This window comes from Motiliproteus sp. MSK22-1, assembly GCF_001968815.1.
GTDB lineage: Bacteria > Pseudomonadota > Gammaproteobacteria > Pseudomonadales > Balneatricaceae > Motiliproteus.
Window position 1 is genome coordinate 207,310 of sequence record NZ_MIEQ01000096.1, and the last position, 25,687, is coordinate 232,996.

The window sequence follows — 25,687 nt, forward strand, 5'->3', positions numbered from 1 at the left end:
GATAGATTGTTTTGAAACAAGCAATTTTTAAATCAGTGACTCTGCTACGAATCGTACTGATATGGACGTTTTCAGCTTTCGTCTTTGGGGGGGTAGGGGCATCAGCTCAGTCTCAGGCGGCTGATACCCCATCAGAGTCATACTCATCTATTCGGATAACGATTCAGGAAGCGGTATTCAGCGGAATTTATCATCTTCTTATCCCACCTAATACTCTGAAGGCCGATTCAAGCGTACAGATAAAGCTTAGTGATATCGATGTTGAGGTTGAGCTGGTGCCAGCTCTTTTGTGGCCAGATTCCTCCCATAGGAGTCAGGACCAGAGCCGTTATATTAGAGTGTTAAGTGTCAGGTTTTTGAAGCCGCCGGTGGTGCCAAAGACTTATACATTGTTTTGGTCAGACGGTGCCGATAGCGGCAACAGAGTATCAAGTCATTCAGTTTGGGCTAACGATCAGGATGGGCCTGTAGGTCTTTTACGGGAAGTTGAGGGCTGGTCCAAAAGCAGTATGCTTCTTCATCCTCTGGATGACAGTGCTGATACTGATCAGTATCTCAGTGCGCAAAAAAAGCATGCGCTATTTGTTACTGATGAACAACTCATGAGAGAAAAGAAGTACCCTCCTCAAAGGGCCAGCCAATGGCTCTATGATCGCCCTCAGGCCCTTTATCAGCTGTATATCATGAGTGGTGAGTCGCAATGGAAAGACCTTGCCGATCGCGATTCCGAACTTTACCTTCAGTATGTTGATACGGATGGCTTTTTTTCCCTGAAAAAAGGAGATGTAAAATATCTGAACAGTCGAGGGATCCTATACCGGTTTATGCTTAATGGAGATCCTGATAGCAAAGCTGCGCTAAAGCGCATGTTTTCTGCCTCGTTAAGGTGGGAGCCTGTTTATGACATGGGGCGTGGCTTTTGGACTGAGCGTAACCAGGCCGCTGCACTAAATACCGCTCTTTCGTATTGGGAGCTGACGAATAGTTCGGAGGCTCTGAAAAGAATTGAACAGATCGTTGATGCAACCTATGCAATGACGTTTCAGCCAGTTTCCAATTGGCCTGTCATCGGCTGTCCTCAGCATGCGTTTAGGGCGCATGAGGGAAAAGGGGACGATTCGGCGGTCTGCTCACCCTGGATGATGGCGCTTCTGGCTGATGGTCTGTGGCGTTATTATCAGTTGACGGGGGATACTAAATCAGCCGATTTGATCAAAAGTTTCGGAGAATTCGTGCTGAATCACGGAGTTTACTTCGGTAAAGGGCATGCGCAGATTACAGGGAAGGTAATACCCCGCTATTTGGCTGCTTTGGACAGCCCTCATCTGGTCGAAGAGAATCAGTGGAGTGACATCCGTCATGGTTGTGATATAGCCGCATTATTGGGTAAATCGGTATATATTAAATCTGAGAGGAATGAGTCAGATGTACTGCTCAGACAGCTGTTTAGCGTATTTGCAGAACGCTGTATCAAGGCAAGTAATAAAGCTAATACCAAGTCCTATTCTGTAATTATGCCGCCACGCAGGTTTGGTTGGCGATATTCCACGTCTAGCGATTTACCCTGGCTTGTTGATATGTTGCTTGAGTAATTGATTTAATGAATTACTCAAAAAAACTATATACTTGAGTTCTATCAGGTTTGATTTTTAGAGAAAATTGAAATATCCGGATTGGTCGCTGTTCTGTTGGCAGTTTTAAGCTAACCGGGAAAGGTTCTGCCTGTAAGAATTCTGTTGAATAAAATGACTGCTTTTGAAGGGGCTGGCAGTGGAGAAAAACACCTCGGTAGTAATACCCTACTATAATAATACAGATTACATCGAAAAGGCCATTCAGTCTGTGCTGGAGCAGACTGTGCCAGCAAGAGAAATTTTGATTGTAAATGATGGATCTACGGCTGAGTCCAGGGCATTCCTGGAGCAGTTTTCCCCAGTGGCGATACTGATTGATCACCCGGAAAATCGCGGAATAGCCCATGCCAGAAACACTGGTGTTGAGCATGCTTCTGGTGACTACGTGGCTTTTCTGGATGCGGATGATATGTGGTGTCCAGAAAAACTGGAGCTACAAGAAACATTAATGAAAAACAATGATTCTTTGTCAGCGTGCCATTGTGGTACGGCAATATTCAAGGACGAGTTTGTTGCGATTGAGCAGTGTATAGATAAACCTATACATTTAACGCTTGAAGATTGCCTAATTGATTCTCATGTCGTTCCATCAAGCTTTTTGATTAAGCGCGAGGCATTTTTGCAGTCGGGTGGCTTTGACCCAGCTGTTCGTGCGGAAGACTATGATTTCTTTTTGACGTTGATTTCAAACGGAAATTCCATTCAGTTTATACCAGGCCCGTTAGTATGGTTTCGGCGAGCGGGGCATGGTAACGAATCGGCCAAGTGGCAGTATATTTTCTTTGGCCGAATGCAGGTATTAAAAAAGCACTGGCGAACAATCAATAGGGCTGGTGGTTACCTGGCTCTTTTGCGCCACTTACAGAGAACCTTCCAGCTATCTCGTTGGCGCTCTCCAAAACCATTGAGCTATCTGTTTGCGTTTTTATCGATAATATTACCGGAAATACCCGAAGGCACAGAACACAAATCATGAAGATATATAAATTTCGAGTTTGCTTTGTTACCGGTTATTTGTTGTCAGTAATCATTTTCCACTGAAACGCTGGTGATAGTTTATTTTCAGCGTGCTTCGAGAACTTAGTCTAAACCGATAAAATTTTAGGTGAGGAATATTATGATTCTGGGATACACAACAGGTGTTTTCGATTTGTTTCACATTGGTCACGTTAACTTATTGCGAAATGCCAAAGCAATGTGTGACAAGTTGGTTGTAGGAGTGACAACCGATGAGCTTGTTAGTTACAAGAACAAAAAGGCAGTTATTTCCTTTGAAGAACGGATGGAAGTTGTAAGAGCCTGTCGTTATGTGGATGCTGTTATTCCTCAAGAGGATATGGACAAATTTGCTCAATGGGAAAAGGTCAAGTTTGATCTTGTCTTTGTAGGAGACGATTGGTTCAAGACAGAAAAGTGGCAAACGATAGATAATAAATTTAAGGAAGTGGGTGTCAGGGTTGTGTACTTTCCCTACTCGAAAGGAACGTCTTCTACATTGATAAACAATGTACTTCTTGATCTTCGCAGCGATAAAAAGTAATTCATAGCCTGGATTTACCTCCGACAAGGATACTTATGTGTGGAATATTAGCCTGTATCGGGTCTGTAAATAATAGCGTTACCTCCGAACAGTTCTCAAAAGCGTTGGCTTTGTTGTCTCATCGCGGACCCGATGATGCTGGCTATGACGAGTTTTGTGGTAACAAGCTTGGCCATACTCGCTTAAGTATTCAGGATTTATCAGATGTTGCGCATCAGCCGATGTATTCCGATAAGCATGATGTGGCGGTTATATTTAATGGTGAAATTTATAACTTCAAAGAAATCCGTCTGGAATTGGAGTCGCTGGGCGTAACCTTTAATACCCAGTCTGATACAGAGGTACTGCTAAAAGCCTATGTGGAATATGGGATAGGTTGCCTTAGCCGGTTTATAGGTATGTTTTCCATTATTCTGGTCGATAGCAGGCCAGGCAGCATGTGCACCTATGTGGTCAGGGATCGATTAGGGATCAAGCCGCTTTACTATTTTCACAAGGATGGCGGGTTTATCTTTTCATCTGAAGTGAAATCAATTCTATCGTTGGCAAAACAAAAGTTTAAACTGAACAAACGTAGTGTTTCTTCCTATTTATCCTTTCGTTATTCGATTCTTGATGAAACTTTTTTTGAAGGTATTGAGTGCCTGAAGCCAGGAACTTATATTCGTATAGATGAGAAGGGCTATAAAGAGCAAGCATACTGGAGTCTGGCTGACCAGGTTGTTGGTAATCCGCAAGATAAAGGGGAACAGTATTATCTTGATCGGCTGGATGAGCTGCTAACATCATCAATAAAGTATCGAATGATATCAGATGTGCCTTTCGGCGCATATCTGTCTGGAGGTGTTGATTCAAGCCTGGTGACAGCCTTGATGTCTTCGGAATCTGATGAACCAATCAAGACCTATACCATTGGCTTCAATGAGAGTGGCTACAACGAGTTTGAATATGCCGATATTGTTGCCCGGCAATATCAAACCAAACACAAGCAAATTGTTCTTAACAGCGATGGCTATTTTGACACCCTGAGCACGCTGATTAAGTACAAGGATGCTCCTTTATCTGTTCCAAACGAAGTGCCTCTTTATCTGATGAGTAAAGAACTAAAAAAAGATATTACCGTGGTACTTTCCGGAGAGGGGGCTGACGAAATTTTCGGAGGTTATGGGCGAATATTTCGTTCGGCAGATGACTACAGAAATCAAAAAGCTCTTCATTCTGACGAGCAAACGGCTGAAAAATATAATAAAAAATACAATGGGCAACTGTTTGAAAAGGAGGTTGATCACTTCTTTTATAACTACAGCTATACCAAGCCAGAAGTAAAATCTCAGTTGTTGTCCAAGAACTTTGACTGGCAATCAATAGACGCGCAACTTATCCAAAGATTTGCAGATAGTTTTGATGAAATCAATTCGGAAGACTATCTTACTAAGATGATGTACACCTTCGAAACGATCCATCTACAGGGTTTGTTGTATCGCGTTGATACCACCACAATGGCTGCCTCCGTAGAAGCGAGGGTGCCATTTGTTGATCATCGATTAGTTGAGTTTGCGTTCAGTATTCCGAATAAGTACAAGCTTAAGTGGAATGCTGAGTTAGATGAAGAGCTTGCAAAAGCAAAAATTTCAGATGATGTTTCTGAACTTCATGATACACCGAAGTACATACTTAAGAAGGTTTCAGAAAAATATCTACCTGACCAAGTACTGTACAGAAAGAAGATGGGTTTTCCTGTTCCTCTGGACAAGTGGTTGGGAGGTAGTTTTGCCGATACCGCCAGAAAAGTTTTGTCAGATAACGAGAATGCAGCAGCGGAAGTTATTGATGTTGAGTTTGTTTTAACGCTGCTGGAAGACCCCAATCTGTCTAATGATCATGCCTTGGCGATGAAAATCTGGATGGTGCTGAACTTGTTTTTGTTTTGTAGCCAGTATAAAACTCAGCTTATACGTTAGGTTTTTCAGTTCCTGGCGAGGTAATGTATGCGCTTATCAAGCCTCACAGATAAGAAAGACAATAATTTTAGCTTAGTACTTGCTGTATTAGTTTAATTTTGATGGCTTTATTCATAATTCAGAAAGATTATTATATAAGGCATCAGAGAAGGGAGTGCTACCTTGTGATACGGGAGCATGAAACAGATTTTTTAGTTTTTCGTATTTGTTAATGTAATCGCTAGAAGGGCCGTTTTCTTTTAATTCCACTAGCTGTGATATCAGAGCTGGCCAGGATAGGGCATAAGGCTCCAGGGTCACTTCTTTATAGGGATAATACAGGTCTCGTTCTTTCTCTAAATAGTCTTTGAGATCAAAGGGAGCGAACAGTATTGGTTTCCCAGATAGCAGGAAGTCAAAGTATGCTCCAGAGTAATCAGTAATCATGCAGTCGTATTCAGTAATCGTGTCGAATATGTCACCACTGTAATCGAAAACAATGGTGTCAGAGTTCTTTATCATATTTGCAAGCTTTTCTGGAGGAGTGTTTACCGGGTGCATCCGCAGCACCAGTTTAATATTATGATCGGCTAAGGTTTTTTCAAAAAGTTGGAAATCAAAGTTGTATGCTGTAAACAGGTCACAGGCGCTGCCCATTCCGCCTCGGAAGGTTGGCATATATATGCACTTATAGGGTTGTGTGGTCGTGGCCTGCATATCCGTTGAAAAAAAAACATCATTCCGTGGAAAGCCTGTCACTAGAGTTCTTGACTGGTCGACTCTAAATGCCTTTGAAAGTGTTGCCTGCGTCTCGATGCTGGTTGCAAGTAAATAGTCATTTCTACGCTTGTTATATGGTGATAAAAAATCGATGGCGAGGCCTTTCATATTCTTTTTTTTCGCATGATCGCCAAAAACATCGTACATTATTTTTTTCAGTGGCAGGCCATGCCATAAATTTACAACCTTAGTTTTTGGACCAATACAGGGAGCATGAAGGTCATCCTGTAGTGCTTGACATACGAAGGCGTAATTCGAACGCAGTTGAAACCAGATACCGGGAGCACTCAGTGCATAGTAAGACTCGTAACCCTGTGTTCTGACGGCCTTAACAATATTTTTGTCTTTACTGATCCATATTGCTCGTTGAGTCTTCTTAGAATTACTTACATATTCGAAAAAGGCTTTCGAGTTATCACTATAACGCTCTCCAAACCAGGCTCCAAATACCCAAACCTGAGGGTGCTTGGGAAGAAGTATTGCTACTCCGTAAATGAAAAAATCGGTGATCAAGCTGATTATTAATCGCAACTTATCCATTTGTATGTGATCCGTTCAAGATTTAAGCAAAGTTTATAGCGTTAGCGTTTAACCTCGTTGAGTGACGACAATGATCAGATTATCTAAGACTTTTAATCTCAAGTATTGCCTTTTTATCGGCCATGAAGAGCAGTCCTATGAAGGTAATCCCTCCAATAAGTATCTGAAGAAGCAGGTTTTCTACGTTGACTTCGTCAAAAACCGCTTTAGTAGCAAACACAACTGCCAGCATTGCTGTCCCAACGAGCAAGGGTGAAGTGAATACTGCAACGAATTCTTTCAACTTTATCTGCAAGGAGTGAATGTTTCTCCAGGCATTGATTAAATAAACGACGGGGAACCCAAAACACCAAGCAAGAGCGAGTCCTACGGCCCCATATTGGACTCCTATCAAAATGGCAACAAACATTACACTAATCATAATTGATGTATTTATTAATAGGTGACGTACCTTCTTTTGACTCTTGAGAGCAGGGTTAAACAATTCATCACTGAATCTAAGAGGCATTATGATTAGAATTAGTGTGGTTGGTATTATCGCAGAAATCCACTTTTCTCCAAGAATGATGGGAATTATCAAATCGACGACGGAGGCTAACCCCCAGAAGATAGGAATGGTGATCAATAGACTCAGGCGTTGGGCTTTAAGTACATAGTGCGCAATCTGGGTCGGCTTATCTTGAATCTTCGAGAATGCAGGGAATGCGACCTGTTTGATGAGAGGGAGTATTTTCTTCTGTGGCATTAAGGCGAACTGTAACCCAATTGCAAAAAGGCCGATTTCTTCGGCAGTCAGTTGAGAGCCCGCGATAGCAATATCCATATGCAAGAAGACGTACATCAGCATTGATAAAGCGCCAAGAGCCCCGCCGAATTTAATCAACTCGACACTTTTTGCCAACTTGAATGAAGGTCTGCAAGGTATGGGTTGGACATAAAGCGTAGCAAGGGTGGCTAACGTAATCGATATAATCTCACCGTATATTAACGACCAAAACCCAAGCCCGTACATCGCCATAGCCAGTGTTGAGATGGCGGCAACAATATTGGCAACAGCAGCGATCAGGGATACGGCTTTAAAGCGCATTTTTTTCGCCAGAAGAGCCGCTGGAATGGTGTTAAAAGCTAATATCAAAAAGCACCAGGCATTAACTCGGAGGATATCTGCTACCTGATCAGATTCGTAATAGGCAGCAACAAGATCAGCGGTTAAATACTGTAATGCAAAAATTGAAAAATGCGTTATTAGTATGGTACCAAATAGGCTGCTTAACGTGCTGTTATCTAAAGACTTTGATTGAATGATAGCGGGACCAAACAGCTGGGAAACAATTAGAGTCAAAAAGCCAAAATAGATGTCGGCCATTGAAACCAAGCCGTAGTCTTCCGGGGTCAATAGACGAATGACCCAGAATGTAATGACCCACCGGACTAACTGAGTGAGAATTTTTCCCAGCGTAACCCATTTCAAGGAGTGCAGGACTTGGTGCTTGAGACTGGCTTCTTCTGTCATAGTTCAACAACTCAAAATTGCGATTTTAAAGACTATAGGCCTTGGGGTTATCCTGGATTCCTCAGTTGGCGAGCTTTCGTTTGTTCTTTTGTAAATAATGCAGTAAGAAATCTGGTGTCCAGTTGTAAAAGAGGCATCTCAATAATATTGGCAGTGAAGATTGTTCTTTATAAGCTCGTTGGTAAGTTTTTGCAGCTAAACTGAAATCCCCTGTGTAAATGTATGACTGAGCATACCTGATATGGAGTTGATTCTTTATCAATCTCCAATTGGGTTGGCGGCCCTCTTTTTCTGCTAAGGGGGCTATTTTATCCAGGCACACGATTTCCGCATCATGCATTTTTTGGTCGTTTAACGAATAGTTATCACCATGGAAAATGTGCGTGCATAAATATTCCTCCACGAGGTCTACTTGGCAATGCAAAGCCAGTTTTAACCATAAGTGCCAATCGTCAACGCCCATCAGGTTCCGGTCGTCATCAAATCCGCAGACCTCTTTCAGTACTGACTTACGTGCTATGGCGGAACAACAGGTGATCATGTTTTGCTGGATGAGTCGGTCAAATACCTCACCTCGGAACTTTCTTTTGAAGCTTGGCTTGGAAACTTTGTTTAGATTGGTGAATTCGATAAGAGCACCACAATAAACCAACCCCACGTCAGGGTTTTCAAATAAGGGTAGCTGCTTTTCCAATTTGTCAGGATGCCAAAGGTCATCCTGATCACAAAATGCGATGAATTCACCCTCAGCGTGCTGAATTCCAAAATTTCTGGCACAGGCTACACCACCATTTTCTTTATGATGAGTTTTTACCCGTTCATCTTTTTCCTTGAAGGAGTCAATTAAATCAGCGGAAGTGTCCGAAGAGCCGTCATTGACCAGTATCAGTTCAAAGTCAGTAAAGCTCTGATCAAGAATGGTTGTGATGGTTTTTGCGAGATACTCTGCACCGTTATAGACGGGCACAACGACCGATACCGTGGGGCTTGACACTGTTACTCCTTGTTTTTACCAGATCAACCTTGACGGGGACCTTTGCGGGAAGTCTATTATGATTGTTTAGTACCAGTTATGGCTAGTCAGATTATTATAAAAATGTTCACAGCAAGACGACTACCGGGTTTTAATTCGTTGATTGGTTCGAAAGTTTTTCACTGGAACGCTTGAATTCATTGAACAAGGTTAATGGTGGTAGCTGGGCATTTATTGAGTGATAGTTGTGAGGGGATATTCTCTACTGTGTGTCTGCGGGCCGATTCATGCTATCTTCACAGCGCTAATTCTATGAATTGTTTAAAATATATCTTAAGTTATCAATATGATTGCATACTCTTCTGTGCTTAGACGGGCTTTGATGCCCCTGTATGAGGCTATAAAAGGTAAACAGCTGCTTCATTATCTTTCCCAGTATGAAGGGCATCTTCAGTGGACCCCTGAGCAATTGGAGTCGTATCAGTGGGAGCAGTTGCAAAAACTGCTGGAACACAGTTTCAGTTCTACTGCTTATTATCAACGGGTCTGGACTGAGTTGGGGATCAGGGATGCCCGTGATATTGCATCCATGGATGACTTTCGCAGATTACCGTTATTGACTAAAGATGATGTTAATAAGCACTATTCTGATCTCCTATCGTCTCGATTCAGTGGCAATATCCGCAAATCTACAGGTGGATCTACCGGCGTACCTTTTAGCTTTGAGCTGAATGTTGACAGTAACACCCGCCGTGAGGCTGTAATGTGGAGAGGTTACGGTTGGTTGGGAGCGGGTCTGGGGACCAAAACACTTTACCTGTGGGGGGCTGATGTAGGAGAGGTTAACCGGGCTAAGGCGTTAAAAACGAATCTGTATCATCGTTTTTACAATCGTAAAATGCTGAATTCCTTTGCTATGACCCAGAGCAACATGGGTAGCTATGTTGATCAGATTAACCAGTTCAGGCCAGAGGCTATTGTCTCTTATGTGAATCCGCTGTATGAGCTGGCACGCTATATAAATGAAGAAGGGTTGTCTGTTACTGCACCGGGTACCATTCTAACCGGGGCTGAGCCGTTGCACGATTTCCAGCGTTCTGAAATTGAGCAGGCATTTAATTGCCAAGTATTTGATACCTATGGCTGTCGCGAATTCATGTTGGTTGCGGCTGAGTGCAGGGAATTTGGGAAGCTGCATATTAATAGTGATCATTTGGTTGTTGAAACGCTTAATAATGAAGGGGCTGCTGTTGTCGGTGAAAGTGGAGATTTGGTTGTAACTGATCTTTTTAACTATGGTATGCCTTTGATCAGGTACCAGAACGGTGACAATGCCACCTTAGTCGACAAGCCCTGTTGTTGCGAAAATCCGTTGCCGATCATGGAGAGTATTGATGGCCGTAAGCTGGATGTAATCAAAACACCCTCTGGAGGAATGATACCTGGCGAGCTGTTCCCTCATCTTTTTAAGGAGTTTTCGGGAATCAGAAAGTTTCAGGTCCAGCAACTAAAGCTAACAGAATTAAAGATCAAGATTGTAGTCGGTCAGGATTATGATCAAGACGATCAACGAAAAATAGAACAAGAGATAAATAAATACAGCCTCGGTGAGTTGGCGTTGAAATTTGAGTTGGTTGATGAAATACCTTTAACAGCCAGTGGTAAACACAGAGTAACAGTTTGTGAGGTCTGATAGACATTTATGCGTGGTAAAAGTGCTAATCTGGAACAGACTGGTATTGATCGAAACATTGAGAGCAGTGAAAGGGTGACTTCTGAGGTGTCAAAAGAGCCTCAAGAGAAGGAATCCCTGGTCATTTTAACAAACTTATTTCCTTTGCCCTGGGAACCGAACAGAGCCACATTTAATCGCCAGCAGTTTCAGTTATTGGAAGACAGCTACGACCTGGCTATTTTAATTCCAGTGGCATTTGCTGATTGGTTTAAGCACCGAAAGGAAATTCGGCAAACAGCATCCAGGCGCTATATTCCTTATTGGTATATTCCAAAAACAGGCCGACGCTTTTACAGTCTGTTTATGTTTCTGTCTGTTCTGATGCATTCAGGAGGATGGCTTTTTCGGCGTAAGCCCAAGGTGATTTTATCTAGCTGGGCGTATCCTGAAGGGGTAGCTGGGGCATGGCTAAGTCGACTTCTAGGCGCGCGGTTCTATCTGAAAGTGCATGGTTCAGACATTAATCTGCATGGTCAAATTCCTTCACGTGCCCGGCAAATAGTAGCGGCCGCCAAGCATGCATCAGGTGTTGTCACCGTTTCAAAGGCACTGGCAAAGCAGCTCTGCGGAATGGGGGTTGACGAACAAAAAGTACAGACAATTTATAATGGCGTAGATCATGATAAATTTGGACTGGAGGTAAACTCAAGTGAAGAGGATCCCCCTTATATACTGTTTGTCGGTAACCTGAAGAAAGAAAAGGGTGTTGTGGAGCTGCTTGAAGGGTTTGCCGGGATTGCAGAACAGTATCCCGCATTACGCTTGGTTTATGCGGGTGAAGGAGTGATGGCGAGTGAGTTGCTTCAAGGGGCGAAAGAGAAAAGTCTTGGGGACCGTGTCGAGTTACTGGGAACAGTCGATCATAGCCAGCTTCCAGCCTTGATGGCGAAAGCCAAAGCGGTGGCATTGCCTAGTTACAATGAAGGGGTGCCCAATGTTGTCCTTGAAGCGATGGCTTGTGGTATTCCGGTGCTTGCTACGAAAGTAGGTGGGATACCTGAGGTCATGGTTGAGGGGGTGACCGGTGTGCTTGTCAGGGAGCGGGATGCCGTAGAAGTAGAAAGAGGGTTATCAGAGCTACTGGATCAGGCCTGGGATCGTCAAAAGATTTGTGCTAATGCGTCCCGGTTTTCCTGGTCGGTTAATAGAGAACAGTTGCTCGCCTTGCTCAGACGGTAGTTTTTATTCAGTACAGGGCTGCATTTGCAGAGCTTGTGTTTGCGGGGGCGGGCGCAATCGATGCACATTCAGGTAACCAGCGATTAAAGCCAGTATGTTTTTAGAGGGCTATTGGTCATAAGGTTTCTATGTTGACGTTTTTCGACAGTTGGCCAGCAGGTTTTCGTCGGATCATAGTCTGAAATATCAATTTTTCTGCCCTTGGGGATTTTCCTATCAATATCAGGTTGATAAGATGTACCAGCTGCTGCATACGGCTAGCAAGTTGACATGTATTTGAGTCCACATTAATTGCGGCCAGACGGAACCAGCACTGTGATATTCAACAAAATCAAGTTTTTTCTTCTCAATCAGGTACTGCCTGATCGCATGCTGTTGGTCAAAGGCAGATCTTCAAGTCGAAGTATCTATCTGACTTTTGATGATGGTCCTTGTCCTGGTATTACTCCTCTCTTGTTGGAGACCTTGCAAAAGCATGATGTAAAAGGGACCTTTTTCGTTATCGGTAAGAATGCTGAACGTAATCCTGACATCCTGCTGGATATCTGCAATAACGGACACTCTATCGGTAATCATTCATACAATCATCACCGATTCTCTTTGCAAACGCTGGAAGAGCAAAAGCAAGAATTACAGAAAACTAATGAAATAGTTAAATCAATCACCGGTGCGTCCTGTAACATCTTTCGCGCACCTCAAGGGCGGTGGAATTTGAGATTGTTATGGTCTAATGCACTATCGAAAATCACCTCTGCTCACTGGAGTCTGGATTCATTAGATTATTTGAAAGAACCTGCTACTCTCATTGTTCAGCGTTTGCGTGAGAAGCCTGTGAAAAATGGTGATATTCTGCTGTTTCATGATGACAATAAGGTCTGTATTGAGGTGTTGGATGTGCTTATACCGGTATGGAAGTCTGAGGGCTTTGAGTTTAAGGTGCTGTAAATACATATTATGAATATCTTATTCCATCACAGGACCAGGGGTCGCGGTGCCGAAGGCGTTCATATTCGTGGTGTCGTTAAAGGACTACGAGAACTTGGGCATAGAGTTTCAATTCTTTCGCTTCCAGGAGCAGATCCTGAAGAGGAAACGGGCGAACGTGCGGTTAATGCCGATAAGAAAAAGGCTGAAACAGACAGCGCTTCAGGTAAAAGCTCGACCAGCACTGTTCGCTGGCTGACAGATTTAACCAGGCACGTCCCTGAGTTTGCGTTCGAGTTATTTGAGCTGGCATACAATCTGGTGGCCTGGTTTCGGATCCGAAAGGCGGTCGCATCAACTGATACCACATTGATATATGAGCGCTACTCTCTGTTTATGTTTATCACGGTTTGGTGGGGCAAGCGAAAAGGCATCCCTGTCATTCTTGAGGTGAATGACTCAGCTTTAGTGCATCGAGTCAGGCCGCTGTCATTTAGAGCTATTGCTATTCGTATAGAGCGATGGATCTTCACAAACGCCACGGGTCTTGTTTTTATCTCAACACACTTTCGAGAAGTCGCCCAGCAAGGGCACGGGACAATAGCCCCCTGTGTCGTCTCACCGAATGCTGCCGATCTGGACAAATTTGTTATAGACGAGCAGGCAGCAAAAGCGCTGCGAGTTCAGTTGGGTATCGATGATAAAGTTGTACTGGGATATGTTGGTGCTTTTGTGCACTGGCATGGAATTGATTGGTTTGTTGATTTAATTGCTGACCGTCTTAAAGAGTACCCGAATCTGGTGTTATTACTTGTTGGCGATGGAGTTTGTTTTAATTCTATTCGCGAGCGAGTTGCCGAGGCTGGTGCTGAATCTCAGATAATTCTGCCGGGTCGAGTTGAGCACTCAGAGGTAGCGACCTATCTGTCTGCGATGGATTTTGGAATCTTGCCTGACTCTAACGATTATGGCTCACCTATGAAGTTGTTTGAATTTATGGCCATGGCAAAAGGTATGGTTGTTCCCGATTTTTCACCTATCAGTGAGGTCGTTAAAGACAATTGTACCAGCTGGCTTTTTAAGGCGAATGATCGTGAAGGCTGTGTGGAGCGAGTGTTACAACTGGTTGGCGATTCTTCACAGCAAATCGAAGTGGGCAATAATGCGCGGGCTTATATCGAAAGAGAACGGCAATGGCGTCATAATGCCGAACAAATTTTGACGATGGTGCCGAATGAGACTTCTTAAATCGGATTTACGACGGAAAAGACAGATATTTGCTGAAGATGGAGCTGAGGTCAGCGCCTTTAGAATATTTCTTTCTGATGGTACTTCTGCAAATGTATTGTACAGGCTGATGCGCTGGGCATCTCTGAAAGGACTTTTTCCCCTTGCTTATCTGTTCCAGTATCTCAATAAAGTACTGAATGGCTGTGTTATTGGCACGGGAGCCCAGTTTGAAGAAGGGTTTGTCATAATGCACCCGGTTGGGATTGTTATAAATTCCAAAGTGAAGGGAGGGGAAAATATTACCCTGGAAAGTGGTGTTGTTATCGGTGACGAAAAAGGAAAGTCTCCATGTTTATCCAATAATATTTTTGTTGGCGCCGGAGCCAAAATACTTGGGGCGCTGGTCGTCGAGGATGGAGTAAAAGTCGGTGCAAATGCTGTGCTGACAAAAAATGCTCCTGCTGGTTCTACAATGCTGGGCATTCCGGCCAAAGTCTATGTCAGGGATGAGGGCAATGCTAATCAAATACCTGCTGATAATGCAGGCGGTCAACCCAAGGAATATAAATCTGGAGTCGTGATTTAGATGGAGCTGTTATTCTGGTTAGCTGTTGGCCTGATACTGTATACCTATTTTATATACCCTATCCTGTTATTTGTCTTTAGTGGTTTGAATCAGGCCCTGAGTGACACTCGGTATCTATGGCGTCGACACCAACGAAGATCTATTCGTTTGGAGGAATTGCCTGCAGTATCAGTTGTTATAGCTGCCTACAATGAAGAAAGTTGTATTGAACAGAGGATTTTAAATCTATTGGCCTTGGATTATCCCAAGGATAAGTTGACTATTTATGTGGGCTCTGACGGAAGTAGTGATAGAACAGCTGATATTCTTAGGAGTCTCGAAATTAGTGCCCTGAACGCCCAGATATTTGAAGTCAACCGTGGCAAGATGAGTGTCTTAAACGACCTGATGGCATTGGTTGAGGATGATATTGTTATTTTGTCTGATGCTAATACCCACTTCGAGAAAGATGCTGTCAGCAATCTTGTTCGTCATTTTGAGAGCCCGGATGTTGGCGCAGTCTGTGGTGAGCTGCACCTGGTGGACCCGGCTTCAGGAGAAAACAAAGACAGTATCTACTGGCGTTATGAGCAGGTGTTGAAATTTCATGAATCCCGTTTGGGGGCGTTATTGGGAGCCAATGGAGCGATTTATGCGATCCGTAAGTCGTTGTTCCAGCCCCTGCCAGCGAATACCATTGTTGATGATTACCAAATAGTGATGAATGTCGCGCGGCAAAACTATCGTACTTTGTATGATCCTGAAGCTGTAGCTATTGAAGAGGTCGCTCCTGATCTTTCCTCTGAGGAAGGGAGAAGGGTGCGGATAGGTCTTGGCAATTACCAGGCATTGTTCTCCATGCACTGGGCGTTGAATCCCTTGCTTGGTTGGAGATTTTTTACTTATATCAGTCACAAAGTATGCCGCTGGTTCGTTCCCCATTTAATGATAGTCGCGCTATTGGTCAATATGGTGTTAATTACTGATCCCTTATACCTTGTTCTTTTTTTGACTCAGGTTGCTTTTTATATCCTGGCCTTTCGAGGGATCAGGGCTAATAAGGAAAATAAGCCGGTGGCTACTCCGATTGCATTAATGTCTTTTTTCGTATCTATGAATTTTGCACTTCTGTGCGGGTTCTATCGATATTTTGGCTCCAACGTTCAAGGTTCATGGCAAAGGACAACCCGATAATGTATTCCCTTATTTTCACTCTAATTGTCATTGCATTAGTAGCATTGTTCTTCGTCATTCTGAAAAAGAAGAATATGCTGGAATGGCTCCCTCAGTATATTGCTCAGCGATTGACTAAAAAGCCTGAACCAGAAGGTCCTGTCCACATTATTTTTTGCTTTGTTGATCATTATGAGCCGCAGTGGGGGCGGGTGACAGATATCGAAGTTGAGCGCGCGAGGGTTGATAGATGGTGTGAAGACTATCCCAAACTGGCTGCTAAGCACACTGATTCGGATGGTGTTCATCCCCAGCATACTTTTTTTTATCCTGAAGAAGAGTATCGTAAGGAGCATTTGGATAAGCTGGCGAAGCTGTGTGCTGATGGTTATGGTGAAATTGAGGTTCACTTGCATCACCATGATGATACGTCAGAGAACCTTCGGGCGACACTGACTCGATTCTGCAATACCTTACACGAAACTCATGGGGCCTTAAGCCGATATCCTGACACAGGAGAATTAGCTTACGGCTTTATTCATGGGAACTGGACGTTGGATAACTCGGGTCCGGATGGAAAGCTGTGTGGTGTTAATGATGAACTGATCATCCTGAAAGATACGGGATGCTATGCCGATTTCACCTACCCGTCGGCACCCCATCCAACCCAGCCTAAGACTATCAATAGTATTTACTACGCTAAGGATGATGCTGATCGACCGAAGTCCCATAACACCGGCCGCCAGTCCAGAGTAGGGAGTGCCCCCTGGGGTGATATATTGATGGTTAATGGACCACTGATGCTTAACTGGAAAAAACTGAAGAAAGGTATTTTTCCTCAAATTGAGAACTCAGATATTAGAATGGTCATGGAACCGACAAAGGACAGGGTTGATCTCTGGGTCAAAGCCGATATTCATGTTCAGGGCCGACCTGAGTGGAAATTCATCAAGCTTCATACTCATGGTACCCAGGAACGGGATATGGATACACTTTTAGGTCAACCCGTTGATGAAATGTTCAGTTATTTGGAAAGTGCGTACAACGATGGAGAGAAGTACATGCTGCACTACGTGAATACAAGGGAAGTGTTCAATATTATCAGAGCTGCAGAAGAAGGGAGATCAGGGAATCCTAATGAATATAGGGATTACGTGCTACCAAAACCTAGCTTTATCGTAAACTCCTAATGAGAATTTCTGCCGTTAAGCGGTACTTACTAAAAGGCTCGGGCTTGAGTCCATTGTTTTGGCGTAAGCGGACCAAAGGACTTTATTGCTTTAACTTTCATCGTATTGGCGATTGGCGCCAGACTGAGTTTGATCCCTGTGTTTATTCTTGCACCGGGGAAGACCTGGCGAAGTATGTTGAGTTTATCAAGTGTAACTTTCGGGTGATTTCTTTAGATGATCTAAAGGAAATATTAGCTAAAGATCTGCCGATAGTTGAGCCTTTAGCCCTACTGACGTTTGATGATGGTTATCGTGATAATTACGAAGTAGCCTATCCCGTTTTGAAAAAAGCATCGGTGCCGGCCACTTTTTTTATTACTACAAGTTTAGTTGAATCTCACGTTGTTCCCTGGTGGGACGAGATTGCCTGGCATGTTAAGCAATGCGCAGGTCTTGATATTAAGCTAAGCAGCTGGGATAGCTCCATCCAAATCTCGCCAGGAATTGCTGAAGGCACCTTTTCCAGCAAAGGGCAGATAAGAGCAGTTTTGCAAAAGGTGAAAGCGGGGCAGGCTTCTGTTGATAGCCAGCTGGATGAATTGCGGGCGCTAACCGGGAAGTCGATAAAGGAAGAGGGTGGGGAGTCCATGTTTATGAGTTGGTCCCAGATAAGGGCCATGGTAGATACGGGAATGACTGTTGGTGCCCATTCGCATTCTCATCAGGTTTTTACCGGCCTGAGCGAAGATGAGCTTAAATTTGAGCTTTCTCATTCCAAGCAGCTGTTGGAATCGAATCTTGATATGGAAATATCAGCACTTTCTTATCCTGTCGGGGCTGTTTCGACCTACAGTTCAAGTATGTTTGCGGAAATAGAACAACAAGGCTATCAGCTGGCGTTCTCATTTAATGCTCATACTAATATCAATCTACAGAAGAACCGCTTTCAGCTGGGCAGGATACCTGTGGACTCAGCGTTTGATCAGCGAGCATTTATGGAAAGCTGCTTATTGGCAAGTAAGCTATAGTTTGACGTACTTTGACGTTCTGGACATTAAAAATATGTAATGTTAAATATCAAAGGTGCGTGAAGATCAAATATTCCTCAAAGTCCCAGTAGTCTCCCTACCTTATAGAGGGTTGCGCCTTTGATTCCGCCTATTTTTGCACCACTTTCGCTGAGCGACTTGGCGAGGAATCGCCTGGTACTGTTTAGTCGTCCGACTCTGATAAAAATGTCTGAATGTTTAAAGACCAGCTTTATATGACATCTTAGTGTTCGGTAGCCGAAAGAGGATATATTTCCGTGATCTGATCGCCTTACCCTGATAAGAGGCTCGGGTACAAAGCCAAGCAAATAATCATTTTTTGTCAGCAGTATACTAAAATCATAATCTGATGAGTTGGTAAAGCTGGTATCAAAGAAGCCTAATTCTTCTATAACTGATTTTTTAATAAGCAGGCTTGGTGGAGTCATATGACTTCCCTGCAATAAATCTGTTACTTTGAGGGGAGAGGGTTTGTTGCAGTAGGTATTCAGTGTGCCAGTTTTGTCGAATGTTAACACGCCTGTATGACAACCTATCCACTCAGGGTGGCTGTTAAGGGCCTCGATCTGAAGCTCTAGTTTATTCGGTTCCCAAATATCGTCAGCATCCTGAAATGCAATCCAGGGATATTTGGCATAACCGAGGGCAATATTTCTGGCCGAAGCAACCCCCTGTCCTTTGTCAAGATGTATTATTTCTGCAACAGACTTATATTGTTCAAGATATTGAATAGAGCGGGGGTGAGAACCGTCATTTACGATAATTATCTGTTTAGCACGGCAGGTTTGATTAAGAATTGAGTTTATACACTCGTCAAAAAAATCGTCGGCATTGTAATAAGGAATAACTACAGAAATTTCATAGTTATTGAGCTTATCGTCAGTCATGCTAACTCCCTAAAATCAGCAGGGACTACATGAGGGAATGCTTTGAATTCCCTCAAATATTTCCTCAGTGTTGTGCTTTATAAACGGTAGTTACTCTTTTTTTGTAATCGGTCGGGCAGCAGGGCGAACTGGCGCTGATTTGTCACCGAGCGCTGCATTTAGTTTACGATTGAATTTTTTGTCAATCACCTTCAGCATCTGTATTTTCTCTTCCAGCGATTCATTGAAATAGCTGTTGAGGAGGTCTATCTTTTCCTGCAATGGCTCTAAATCGGGCAGTGCTAGTGAAGCCGCCGGTATCGTTGCCTGAGGAGAAAGGGATGCTGCTGGATGGCCTGACTGAGGGACGACCGGCATACGTAGGGTTGTATCTGGTCCCATCTCTTCCGCCAGCTCTTCCGCAACCATATCAACGACTTCCCGAGTGACGGTTGAGGTCTCTTCAAGAAAACAAAACAACAGCAGGCGGTCACAGAATATATTTATCCGACGGGGAATACCCCCGGTATTTGCGTGTATAGCATCAAAGGCCAGGTCTGAGAATTTCGGATTTTGTGCCCAGCCAGCTACTGATAACCTCCAGAGGATATACTCCCTGACTTCCTTTTCTCCAAGTGCTTTAAGGTGACAGGAGGCAATAATACGTTGCCGGAACTGTTCCATGCTGGGGTCTTGAATAATTGCTCTTAATTCAGGTTGTCCCAACAAAAAGCTTTGCAGCAAGGGGGCGTCGGTAAGCTGAAAGTTTGATAGCATTCGCAACTCTTCGATAGAAGCAGCCGGCAGATTCTGAGCTTCATCAACAACCAGCAGTACTCTTTTTTTGGCTTGATGCGCAGACCTTAGAAATCCTTCAAATTGCTGGAGCAGGATTGCCTTGGGCTTGTTTTCAGCAGGGAGCCCAAATGAAGCACAAATCATTCTGAGCAGGTCGTCTGATTCCAGTTTGGTTGTAACAAGCTGCGCTGCTATAACGTTGTCACGGTTAACGGTTTTAAGCAGGTTCCGCATTAGTGTCGTTTTACCGGTACCTACCTCTCCGGTCACTACGATAAAGCCTTCTCCCTGCCCAAGACCGTACTGGAGATAGGAGAGGGCACGTTTATGTCCTTTACTTGAGAAGAAAAAATCAGGGTCAGGGCTAAGCTGAAATGGCTTGGCTATGAGGCCGAAATAGGACTCGTACATTCTTTGTTATCCAAATACTAGAAATTGCGGATCAAGCCGATACCAACACTTTGTTCAGAAAACTCACGACTCGAATCATCTGAGGAGCGGTCGCTGGCATTCAAGGCGATATTGACAGTTGTTTTGGAACCGAGAGCTTTACTAAGGTTCAATGATAATCCGTTAACTGTGTCTTTGGCTAATCCATCTGGTTCCAATTCGGACCAATTGTAGCTGACTGAAGCGCGAGATCTTGAATTTAGCTGGATTGCCCAACTAAGATTTATGCCGATGTCTTGCTCTGCAGGCGCGCTTCCGGTCTGAAACTCTCTATCGGTGCTGAAAAAACCAAGGCTGTAAGTACTTTTCCCTTTAGAAACAACGACATTAGCGGTCAATTTTTTCTGAATAAAGCGATCATTGATAAGTGATGTGGTCGGCACATTAACGGCGAATGCCAGCTGGTCTTCAGTTAATATCGGATTATTCTCCCGAACCAGCGTACAGTTGCTGCCATCTGAGTTACAGATAAGAGATCCCACCTGGATGTTGCTGAGCAGAGATTGGCGGACGCTGGTGATGCCTTCGGTGTAATTAACAGTCCAGGTGCTATGGCGCTTTCGGTGGAAGAAGCTGAGACCGTAGTCATTGGCGGACTGTAGTTTGCTGTTATATGATGCGCTGAGGTTGGTTCGTGGGCTCGGTGCCCAGTCTACGGAAAGCCCCCAAAAGTCGCCTGCGCTTGCTGTTGAGTCGGTTGGATCGTCCAGGTGGTTGTCAACGTATCCATAGGTGAGTGTTGTATCCAATTGCGCGCTATGGCGATAACCTACAGAAATATCAATGTTCTCACTTTCGTTGTCAGATGTCTGATCAAGATCTGAGCGCTGAGAATCCAGGTTAATTCCCCAGTGAATTTTTTGAGAACTCGAGTGAGTTTCTGTGAAGACTTTAAAGTCCAGTCCGCTTGTATCCGAGGTCGCCGTACTGCCGCTTGTTGCCGGCTCGTCAAAATTAACCTCACTATAGGTTAGTCTGACACCCGCTGTCATATCTTCGGAAATGCGATGTTGCCAGTAAGGGCTTAATTCAAATGTCGTGGTGTCGGTATAGCTGCCGGAGCTGTTAACGCTGCCTCCATTGGAGGCATTTCTGTTAGATGTGAGTTGCTGCGACGCAGAAGCCCTCACATCAAGAAACAGGTGATCGTCAATGAGTTCAGAATTTGCAGCGGCATTGAGCAAATGATTGGTAGCATCGTCACCCTGGCTGGAAGAGTAGTCAACATACTGCAGGTTGTAGCTGACATTTACATCCAGGTGACTCCCTTGCTTGGTCAGTGTAAATCCTGGTAACACCTGAGTAATGAAGCTGCTTTCTTCATCTGTAGCTGTCAGATCAAGGTTGCTTGTGTAATCTTCTTTCAGCTCCAGTGAAGGAGTGAACTTCCAGTCATCACCGTTGGCAAACGGAGCGACTGTGATGAGCATTGTAGCGGTAGCTATTGGTCGTAGGGCTAGCGACAGTCTACTTGCTGTTGGCGTAGTAGTAGCCATAGTATTCCTTTCTGCTCTTTTTCGACTTATTAAGCACGAGTCCGACCGTGGTGTTCTTATCCAGCAAACTCAGGGCTCTTTCAAGTTGTCCATGGGTCGTCTTTTCTTCCTCAACGACAACAACCGTCTGTCCTATTAATTGAGAAAGTACGCTTGTTTCACTTGCTCCTAAAATGGGAGCTGTATCAAATACCACTATTCTGTCGTTATATCTGGTGGCCAGCTCTTTCATGAAAGAGATCATCTTTTCACTGGCCAGCAGTTCAGTCGAGTGGTGAGAGCGGCTGCCTGCTGTAACCAGCTTGAGATTATTAATATTAGTGTCATTAATAATCTCCCGTACATTGGCCGTTCCTTTGAGGTAATCGAGCAGCCCCGTCCGCTCCTCAATTCCCAGGCGCTCGCAAACGTTGGGATTAATCACATCTGCATCAACCAGCAATACTTTACGGTCCTGCTCCAAAGCAAAGCTGATGGCCAGGTTTATCGCCGTGAAGGTTTTACCCTCTCCCGGGAAAGAGCTGGAGACCATGATAAGGTTGTTATTTTCTCGCAATGGTGCGTTTTCGCCGAATGCATTATTAAGCAATGGTCGCTTAATATAGCGATATTCTTCCTTGATCTGAGTAAAGTGTTCACTCGGCGTAATAATGCCCAGGTCCGCAAGCCTGCTTAGATCGACGCGGATCTGCTCGGTTTTTAAGGCTTCATCCAGAGGAGATGGAGCTGAATCTGCCAGGCTACCAGTGTTATCAGAAGCAGTGTTATCAGGACCAATATTATCAGAACTACCGGAAGGGGCTTCCGTGTTGTCCAAACCTTCGCTTACAGGCTGGTCCTGTTGTGGCGCAGGTATGATAGTTGCTGTCTGCTGTGACTGGCCCTGACTGTTTTGATCGGGGGGGCTCAGTGCCTCTGCCTGTTTAAGCTGTATGCCTGCAGCCGTATGGGAATGGCTCTGATCAGCGGATTCCCTAGCCAGAGCTTGTTTTGATTCAGCCTGGCGTTTATCTACTTCTAACTGACGCTGCTTCTCAAGAGCTCGTTCAATCGTGTTTTTCATAATCTAAAACAAACTCTTAAGCTTTGAAATTACCGGGTTAATGTAAGGGGCCACCTTATCTGAAAAATCCGGGATATGGTTTATTATTCTTTCATTCAATTCCGGATTGAGCTGAATTCCTATTATCGCACCATACATGCCAATCAGTCCGATTCCTACGACAACAAAGAATAATCCATTCCGTCGAGTTGCACGTATAACTTCCATTGAGTGAAGTTTGGTAACAGAGCCAAGTACCGGTACGCCAGTCACTACGCTCAGTTGTCGGGTATCAAAAAACACAGGTCTGATTTGACCTATTAAGAATACCAGTCCAATACCCAAGCCCAAACCAGCAGCAAGTATGGCGGAATGGAACAGAATTCTATTGGGTCCCGTTGCAACTGAAGGGACACGCGGTGGGTCTATGACTCGGAACTGGAATGAGTCAGCACTGACCTCGGCATTTTGTGACAGTTGTACCGATTCTTTTCTGTTTAGAAGTTCGTTGTACTTTTCCAGGGTGATTTCGTAACCTCTGTTCAGCGCAGTAAGCTCGGCTTCCACTTCAGGAATAGTGTGGATTTTTTGCTGTAGTTCAGAAAGTCGATTTCGGTGACTTTCGGCTCGTACGCCCAGAGATCGCATGGCTGCTTCAGCTTCAGCAGTAGCAAACTTGAGTTCTCGATAGATGTCTGTCTGGTTCACCCCGGTTGATTTCATTTCTGCTAGCAATTCTTCAAGCTCGGTGTCGCGTTTTTCTCTCAGATCTTTAAGTACGCGTTCGGTTTCCCGCAGGTCAGGATGCTTGTCAGTGTACTTAAGCTTCAACTGATCAAGGTTCTCTTCAAGTTGTTCGATCCGAGAGTCATAGCTGGACGATAGTTTGCCTTCCGCCTGAGAGCCGGTTAAAGACTTGGCCGTGGCCGTCTCGCTATCCAGTTGGTTCTTAAGCGATTTGTATCGAATCTCTGCTTCTCGCAGTTCCAGTTCTACATTTCTGAGTTCCACTTTGGTGCGTTCCAGGCGAGTGTAATAACTGCCTTGTTCCCCTGGCATGAGGCCGATATTTCTTCTCTTAAACTCTTTGAGTTTACCTTCACTGTCAATAAGGCGTCGCTCATATTCTGCCAACTGCTGATCAAGAAACTCCTGAGCAGTGTCTGAATCTTCCCGCTTATCACCCAAAGTGTTTTCGACCAGGGTGCTGAGAGTGGCCTGTACGACATTTTTAGCCAGAATGGGATCACTGTTGCTGTATGAGATGGTGAACAGGTTTTGCGCGCCTCTTCTTCTTGTGCCTGCGCTTTTTATTGTTATGCTGGCTTTCAGGTTGTCAAGAAGTTCGTCAAACTCCTCTGGAGTCCGTGCTTTAAGGTCCAGATCAGTTAAACGCGCAATTTGCTCTACATTGGGTCGAGTTAAAAGAGTCTTGACCATCAGCGCAATTTGTTGACTGGGATCTTTTTGTAATGCAATACCTTTCAGCAGAGGTTTTAACAGCGAATCAGTATCTACATAGACTTGAGAGGTGGATTCATAGGTATCGGGCATCTTTAACACAATTGGCCAGCCGATGATGCAGACCAGCCAAGCGATTATCAGTACCAACCATTTTCTGACCCAAATCCCTCTGGCATAAGTCAGAATTTGTTCGATTATGTCTTGCATGAACTAAGGAACTCCTAAATATATAGCCCTGATGTATTAGAACCATGCTTCAGGAATTATGACGATATCGCCGGGCAGGATATCAGCATTGGCGCTAATGTCTCCCTTTTTGATCAAGTCTTCGATACGGACGCTGTACTGTTGTTGCTGGCCGTCGACAACGCGAATAACACTCGCTTGATTACCGTCGGCAAATTCAGTTAAGCCGCCAACGGCGATCATAATATCCAGCAAGCTCATGTCTTCACGGTAGGGAACCGCCTGTGGTTCACTTGCTTCTCCAATTACTCTGACTTGTTCAGAGTAAGGACCCTGAAACTCTGATACCAGAACGGTAACAATAGGTTCCTTGATAAAGACGCTGAGAGCTTCTTCAACTTTACGTGCTACTTCAGTCGGTGTCAGTCCGCTGACTTCCAGATCTTCAACCAGTGGGGTGGTGACCTTTCCATCAGGTCTGACAGTCACTGTCTCAGATACTTCCGGATTGCGCCAGACGAATATTTCAAGTTCATCGCCGGGGCCAACAAGATAATTGTATGCTGCTGCATCAGTGGTAACCGGCTGCTTCTGGTCTTTCTGTGGTAACGGCTGGTACTGGTTGTTTGAGCAGCCAACGGTACTGAGGACAAAAACGACACCCATTACGCTGCCGATCAGCCCCTTAATTTTGCTGTTCATCTTCATTGCTCTCCTGAATCAATGTGATGGCTTGTTAATAGTCATATTAAGCATAATTGAAAGCAAAAACTCAATTGATTATTAAGGATTCTTTTTGATATTTCTCTGTATTTAAACATGCTGTGTGAATTTAAATAGTTTTGGTCTGCTCAGTGCTTTGAGCTACTATCAATTTATTGGAGTTTAGAATGTTCTGCATTCGGGCGCTAAACCTTCAGAGTTGAGTGAAACTGGAAGTACCCTGATAAAGGTGACTATGCAGAAAAATGACTATGCAGAGACATGACTACGTTGAAGGCAGTGCTAAAGTTCAGATTGCAATGATATTGCTTCTGATGCTGGCTGTCGGGCTTTTTTTTCATCTGCAGTCGGTAATCGCCCAGGTGCTTGCTGACATACAGCTTCTGTCTGGCTCCAGGCCCGAGCTGGCGATTAAAATGGCGGGTCGTTTGCTGTTATGGCTGGTTATGCTTAGTGGAAGTATCGCGATTGCTATCAGCAGTTATCTGATCGTGCTTTCAAGTAGGGTTAAAAAATTCGGCCTGTATCCACCGCCGGGTATGCCTGTGGCATTTAAAACTCCAATTAAGAGTGAAGCTGCTGCCGCTAGAATGAGGCAAGCCTGTTTGTTTCTGGCTGTCTTGTTGTTTACACAGCCGGTGATTGGATTTTTTTTGTGGTATCGAATTACTGGCGGAGCCTGGTAGAAGTAATAAGAGCTAACCATAAGCCTGCC

At 44.3% G+C, this 25,687-nt stretch carries 22 protein-coding genes; 13 read left to right on the forward strand and 9 right to left on the reverse strand.

Annotation, left to right across the window (positions count from 1 at the left end; all coding sequences use genetic code 11):
* Window positions 1–11 precede the first annotated feature (11 nt).
* The 4 genes from BGP75_RS24620 (at window position 12) to asnB (ending at window position 5,135) form a co-directional block, all read left to right on the forward strand.
* Window positions 12–1,592 (forward strand): hypothetical protein, encoded by a 1,581-nt coding sequence (locus BGP75_RS24620; RefSeq protein ID WP_076721556.1) that lies wholly within the window; start codon window positions 12–14, stop codon window positions 1,590–1,592.
* A 178-nt stretch (window positions 1,593–1,770) separates the two neighbouring features.
* The gene (locus BGP75_RS24625; RefSeq protein WP_076721557.1) at window positions 1,771–2,610 is read left to right on the forward strand and encodes a glycosyltransferase family 2 protein; all 840 of its coding nucleotides are present in this window, start codon (window positions 1,771–1,773) and stop codon (window positions 2,608–2,610) included.
* Window positions 2,611–2,751: 141 nt separating this feature from the next.
* Window positions 2,752–3,174: an adenylyltransferase/cytidyltransferase family protein gene (locus BGP75_RS24630; RefSeq protein WP_076721558.1), complete on the forward strand. Its 423-nt coding sequence runs from the start codon at window positions 2,752–2,754 to the stop codon at window positions 3,172–3,174.
* Between the two features lie 35 nt (window positions 3,175–3,209).
* Entirely contained in the window at window positions 3,210–5,135 is a 1,926-nt protein-coding gene (asnB, locus tag BGP75_RS24635) for an asparagine synthase (glutamine-hydrolyzing) (protein WP_076721559.1), read from the forward strand.
* Window positions 5,136–5,246: 111 nt separating this feature from the next.
* Here the strand turns inward: asnB and BGP75_RS24640 are convergent, their stop codons facing one another.
* The 3 genes from BGP75_RS24640 to BGP75_RS24650 all read right to left on the reverse strand — a co-directional run bounded on the left by BGP75_RS24640 (window position 5,247) and on the right by BGP75_RS24650 (window position 8,941).
* Window positions 5,247–6,434: a CDP-glycerol glycerophosphotransferase family protein gene (locus BGP75_RS24640; protein WP_076721560.1), complete on the reverse strand. Its 1,188-nt coding sequence runs from the start codon at window positions 6,432–6,434 to the stop codon at window positions 5,247–5,249.
* Window positions 6,435–6,513: 79 nt separating this feature from the next.
* Complete coding sequence (locus BGP75_RS24645) at window positions 6,514–7,947, reverse strand: lipopolysaccharide biosynthesis protein (protein ID WP_076721561.1); 1,434 nt, start codon at window positions 7,945–7,947, stop codon at window positions 6,514–6,516.
* A 61-nt stretch (window positions 7,948–8,008) separates the two neighbouring features.
* The gene (locus BGP75_RS24650; RefSeq protein ID WP_076721562.1) at window positions 8,009–8,941 is read right to left on the reverse strand and encodes a glycosyltransferase; all 933 of its coding nucleotides are present in this window, start codon (window positions 8,939–8,941) and stop codon (window positions 8,009–8,011) included.
* Window positions 8,942–9,266: 325 nt separating this feature from the next.
* On the opposite strand from BGP75_RS24650, the gene BGP75_RS24655 reads away from it, so the two are divergent.
* From BGP75_RS24655 to BGP75_RS24690, 8 genes are all read left to right on the forward strand, one after another.
* Entirely contained in the window at window positions 9,267–10,613 is a 1,347-nt protein-coding gene (locus BGP75_RS24655) for a phenylacetate--CoA ligase family protein (protein ID WP_076721563.1), read from the forward strand.
* Window positions 10,614–10,622: 9 nt separating this feature from the next.
* Entirely contained in the window at window positions 10,623–11,834 is a 1,212-nt protein-coding gene (locus BGP75_RS24660; RefSeq protein WP_083705041.1) for a glycosyltransferase, read from the forward strand.
* A gap of 315 nt (window positions 11,835–12,149) precedes the next feature.
* Complete coding sequence (locus BGP75_RS24665) at window positions 12,150–12,779, forward strand: polysaccharide deacetylase family protein (RefSeq protein WP_083705042.1); 630 nt, start codon at window positions 12,150–12,152, stop codon at window positions 12,777–12,779.
* A 9-nt stretch (window positions 12,780–12,788) separates the two neighbouring features.
* Window positions 12,789–14,006: a glycosyltransferase family 4 protein gene (locus BGP75_RS24670; RefSeq protein WP_076721564.1), complete on the forward strand. Its 1,218-nt coding sequence runs from the start codon at window positions 12,789–12,791 to the stop codon at window positions 14,004–14,006.
* Window positions 13,993–14,574, forward strand: coding sequence for a serine O-acetyltransferase (locus BGP75_RS24675; protein ID WP_143821179.1), 582 nt, complete (start codon window positions 13,993–13,995; stop codon window positions 14,572–14,574). The genes BGP75_RS24670 and BGP75_RS24675 overlap by 14 nt, the downstream gene beginning before the upstream one ends.
* Window positions 14,575–15,747, forward strand: a complete 1,173-nt coding sequence (locus tag BGP75_RS24680) for a glycosyltransferase family 2 protein (protein WP_076721565.1) — start codon at window positions 14,575–14,577, stop codon at window positions 15,745–15,747. It begins immediately after the preceding gene.
* Window positions 15,747–16,916 (forward strand): hypothetical protein, encoded by a 1,170-nt coding sequence (locus BGP75_RS24685; RefSeq protein WP_076721566.1) that lies wholly within the window; start codon window positions 15,747–15,749, stop codon window positions 16,914–16,916. Before BGP75_RS24680 ends, BGP75_RS24685 begins: the two co-directional genes overlap by 1 nt.
* A gap of 44 nt (window positions 16,917–16,960) precedes the next feature.
* Window positions 16,961–17,926, forward strand: a complete 966-nt coding sequence (locus BGP75_RS24690; protein ID WP_233153020.1) for a polysaccharide deacetylase family protein — start codon at window positions 16,961–16,963, stop codon at window positions 17,924–17,926.
* 77 nt (window positions 17,927–18,003) lie between these two features.
* Here BGP75_RS24690 and BGP75_RS24695 read toward each other — a convergent pair whose 3' ends face one another.
* The 6 genes from BGP75_RS24695 to BGP75_RS24720 all read right to left on the reverse strand — a co-directional run bounded on the left by BGP75_RS24695 (window position 18,004) and on the right by BGP75_RS24720 (window position 24,951).
* On the reverse strand, window positions 18,004–18,834 hold the full coding sequence (locus BGP75_RS24695) for a glycosyltransferase family A protein (protein WP_076721568.1): 831 nt from the start codon (window positions 18,832–18,834) through the stop codon (window positions 18,004–18,006).
* A gap of 90 nt (window positions 18,835–18,924) precedes the next feature.
* A complete protein-coding gene (locus BGP75_RS24700; RefSeq protein WP_076721569.1) occupies window positions 18,925–20,022 on the reverse strand; it encodes an XrtA/PEP-CTERM system-associated ATPase in 1,098 nt (365 codons plus the stop codon).
* Window positions 20,023–20,039: 17 nt separating this feature from the next.
* Window positions 20,040–21,557: a TIGR03016 family PEP-CTERM system-associated outer membrane protein gene (locus tag BGP75_RS24705; RefSeq protein ID WP_083705043.1), complete on the reverse strand. Its 1,518-nt coding sequence runs from the start codon at window positions 21,555–21,557 to the stop codon at window positions 20,040–20,042.
* Window positions 21,529–22,620: an XrtA-associated tyrosine autokinase gene (locus BGP75_RS24710; RefSeq protein WP_083705044.1), complete on the reverse strand. Its 1,092-nt coding sequence runs from the start codon at window positions 22,618–22,620 to the stop codon at window positions 21,529–21,531. Before BGP75_RS24710 ends, BGP75_RS24705 begins: the two co-directional genes overlap by 29 nt.
* A 3-nt stretch (window positions 22,621–22,623) precedes the next feature.
* Entirely contained in the window at window positions 22,624–24,270 is a 1,647-nt protein-coding gene (locus BGP75_RS24715) for an XrtA system polysaccharide chain length determinant (protein WP_076721571.1), read from the reverse strand.
* Between the two features lie 36 nt (window positions 24,271–24,306).
* The gene (locus BGP75_RS24720; protein WP_233153021.1) at window positions 24,307–24,951 is read right to left on the reverse strand and encodes an XrtA/PEP-CTERM system exopolysaccharide export protein; all 645 of its coding nucleotides are present in this window, start codon (window positions 24,949–24,951) and stop codon (window positions 24,307–24,309) included.
* 266 nt (window positions 24,952–25,217) lie between these two features.
* On the opposite strand from BGP75_RS24720, the gene BGP75_RS24725 reads away from it, so the two are divergent.
* Window positions 25,218–25,658: a hypothetical protein gene (locus BGP75_RS24725; protein ID WP_143821180.1), complete on the forward strand. Its 441-nt coding sequence runs from the start codon at window positions 25,218–25,220 to the stop codon at window positions 25,656–25,658.
* Window positions 25,659–25,687 lie beyond the last annotated feature (29 nt).

Bases quoted from the DNA above. Each gene is read 5' to 3' on its own strand.
- BGP75_RS24630 (WP_076721558.1), top strand. From the start codon at position 2,752: ATGATTCTGGGATACACAACAGGTGTTTTCGATTTGTTTCACATTGGT.
- asnB (WP_076721559.1), top strand. From the start codon at position 3,210: ATGTGTGGAATATTAGCCTGTATCGGGTCTGTAAATAATAGCGTTACC.
- BGP75_RS24640 (WP_076721560.1), bottom strand. From the start codon at position 6,434: ATGGATAAGTTGCGATTAATAATCAGCTTGATCACCGATTTTTTCATT.
- BGP75_RS24645 (WP_076721561.1), bottom strand. From the start codon at position 7,947: ATGACAGAAGAAGCCAGTCTCAAGCACCAAGTCCTGCACTCCTTGAAA.
- BGP75_RS24655 (WP_076721563.1), top strand. From the start codon at position 9,267: ATGATTGCATACTCTTCTGTGCTTAGACGGGCTTTGATGCCCCTGTAT.
- BGP75_RS24660 (WP_083705041.1), top strand. From the start codon at position 10,623: ATGCGTGGTAAAAGTGCTAATCTGGAACAGACTGGTATTGATCGAAAC.
- BGP75_RS24670 (WP_076721564.1), top strand. From the start codon at position 12,789: ATGAATATCTTATTCCATCACAGGACCAGGGGTCGCGGTGCCGAAGGC.
- BGP75_RS24675 (WP_143821179.1), top strand. From the start codon at position 13,993: ATGAGACTTCTTAAATCGGATTTACGACGGAAAAGACAGATATTTGCT.
- BGP75_RS24680 (WP_076721565.1), top strand. From the start codon at position 14,575: ATGGAGCTGTTATTCTGGTTAGCTGTTGGCCTGATACTGTATACCTAT.
- BGP75_RS24685 (WP_076721566.1), top strand. From the start codon at position 15,747: ATGTATTCCCTTATTTTCACTCTAATTGTCATTGCATTAGTAGCATTG.
- BGP75_RS24695 (WP_076721568.1), bottom strand. From the start codon at position 18,834: ATGACTGACGATAAGCTCAATAACTATGAAATTTCTGTAGTTATTCCT.
- BGP75_RS24700 (WP_076721569.1), bottom strand. From the start codon at position 20,022: ATGTACGAGTCCTATTTCGGCCTCATAGCCAAGCCATTTCAGCTTAGC.
- BGP75_RS24705 (WP_083705043.1), bottom strand. From the start codon at position 21,557: ATGGCTACTACTACGCCAACAGCAAGTAGACTGTCGCTAGCCCTACGA.
- BGP75_RS24710 (WP_083705044.1), bottom strand. From the start codon at position 22,620: ATGAAAAACACGATTGAACGAGCTCTTGAGAAGCAGCGTCAGTTAGAA.
- BGP75_RS24715 (WP_076721571.1), bottom strand. From the start codon at position 24,270: ATGCAAGACATAATCGAACAAATTCTGACTTATGCCAGAGGGATTTGG.
- BGP75_RS24720 (WP_233153021.1), bottom strand. From the start codon at position 24,951: ATGAACAGCAAAATTAAGGGGCTGATCGGCAGCGTAATGGGTGTCGTT.
- BGP75_RS24725 (WP_143821180.1), top strand. From the start codon at position 25,218: ATGACTATGCAGAGACATGACTACGTTGAAGGCAGTGCTAAAGTTCAG.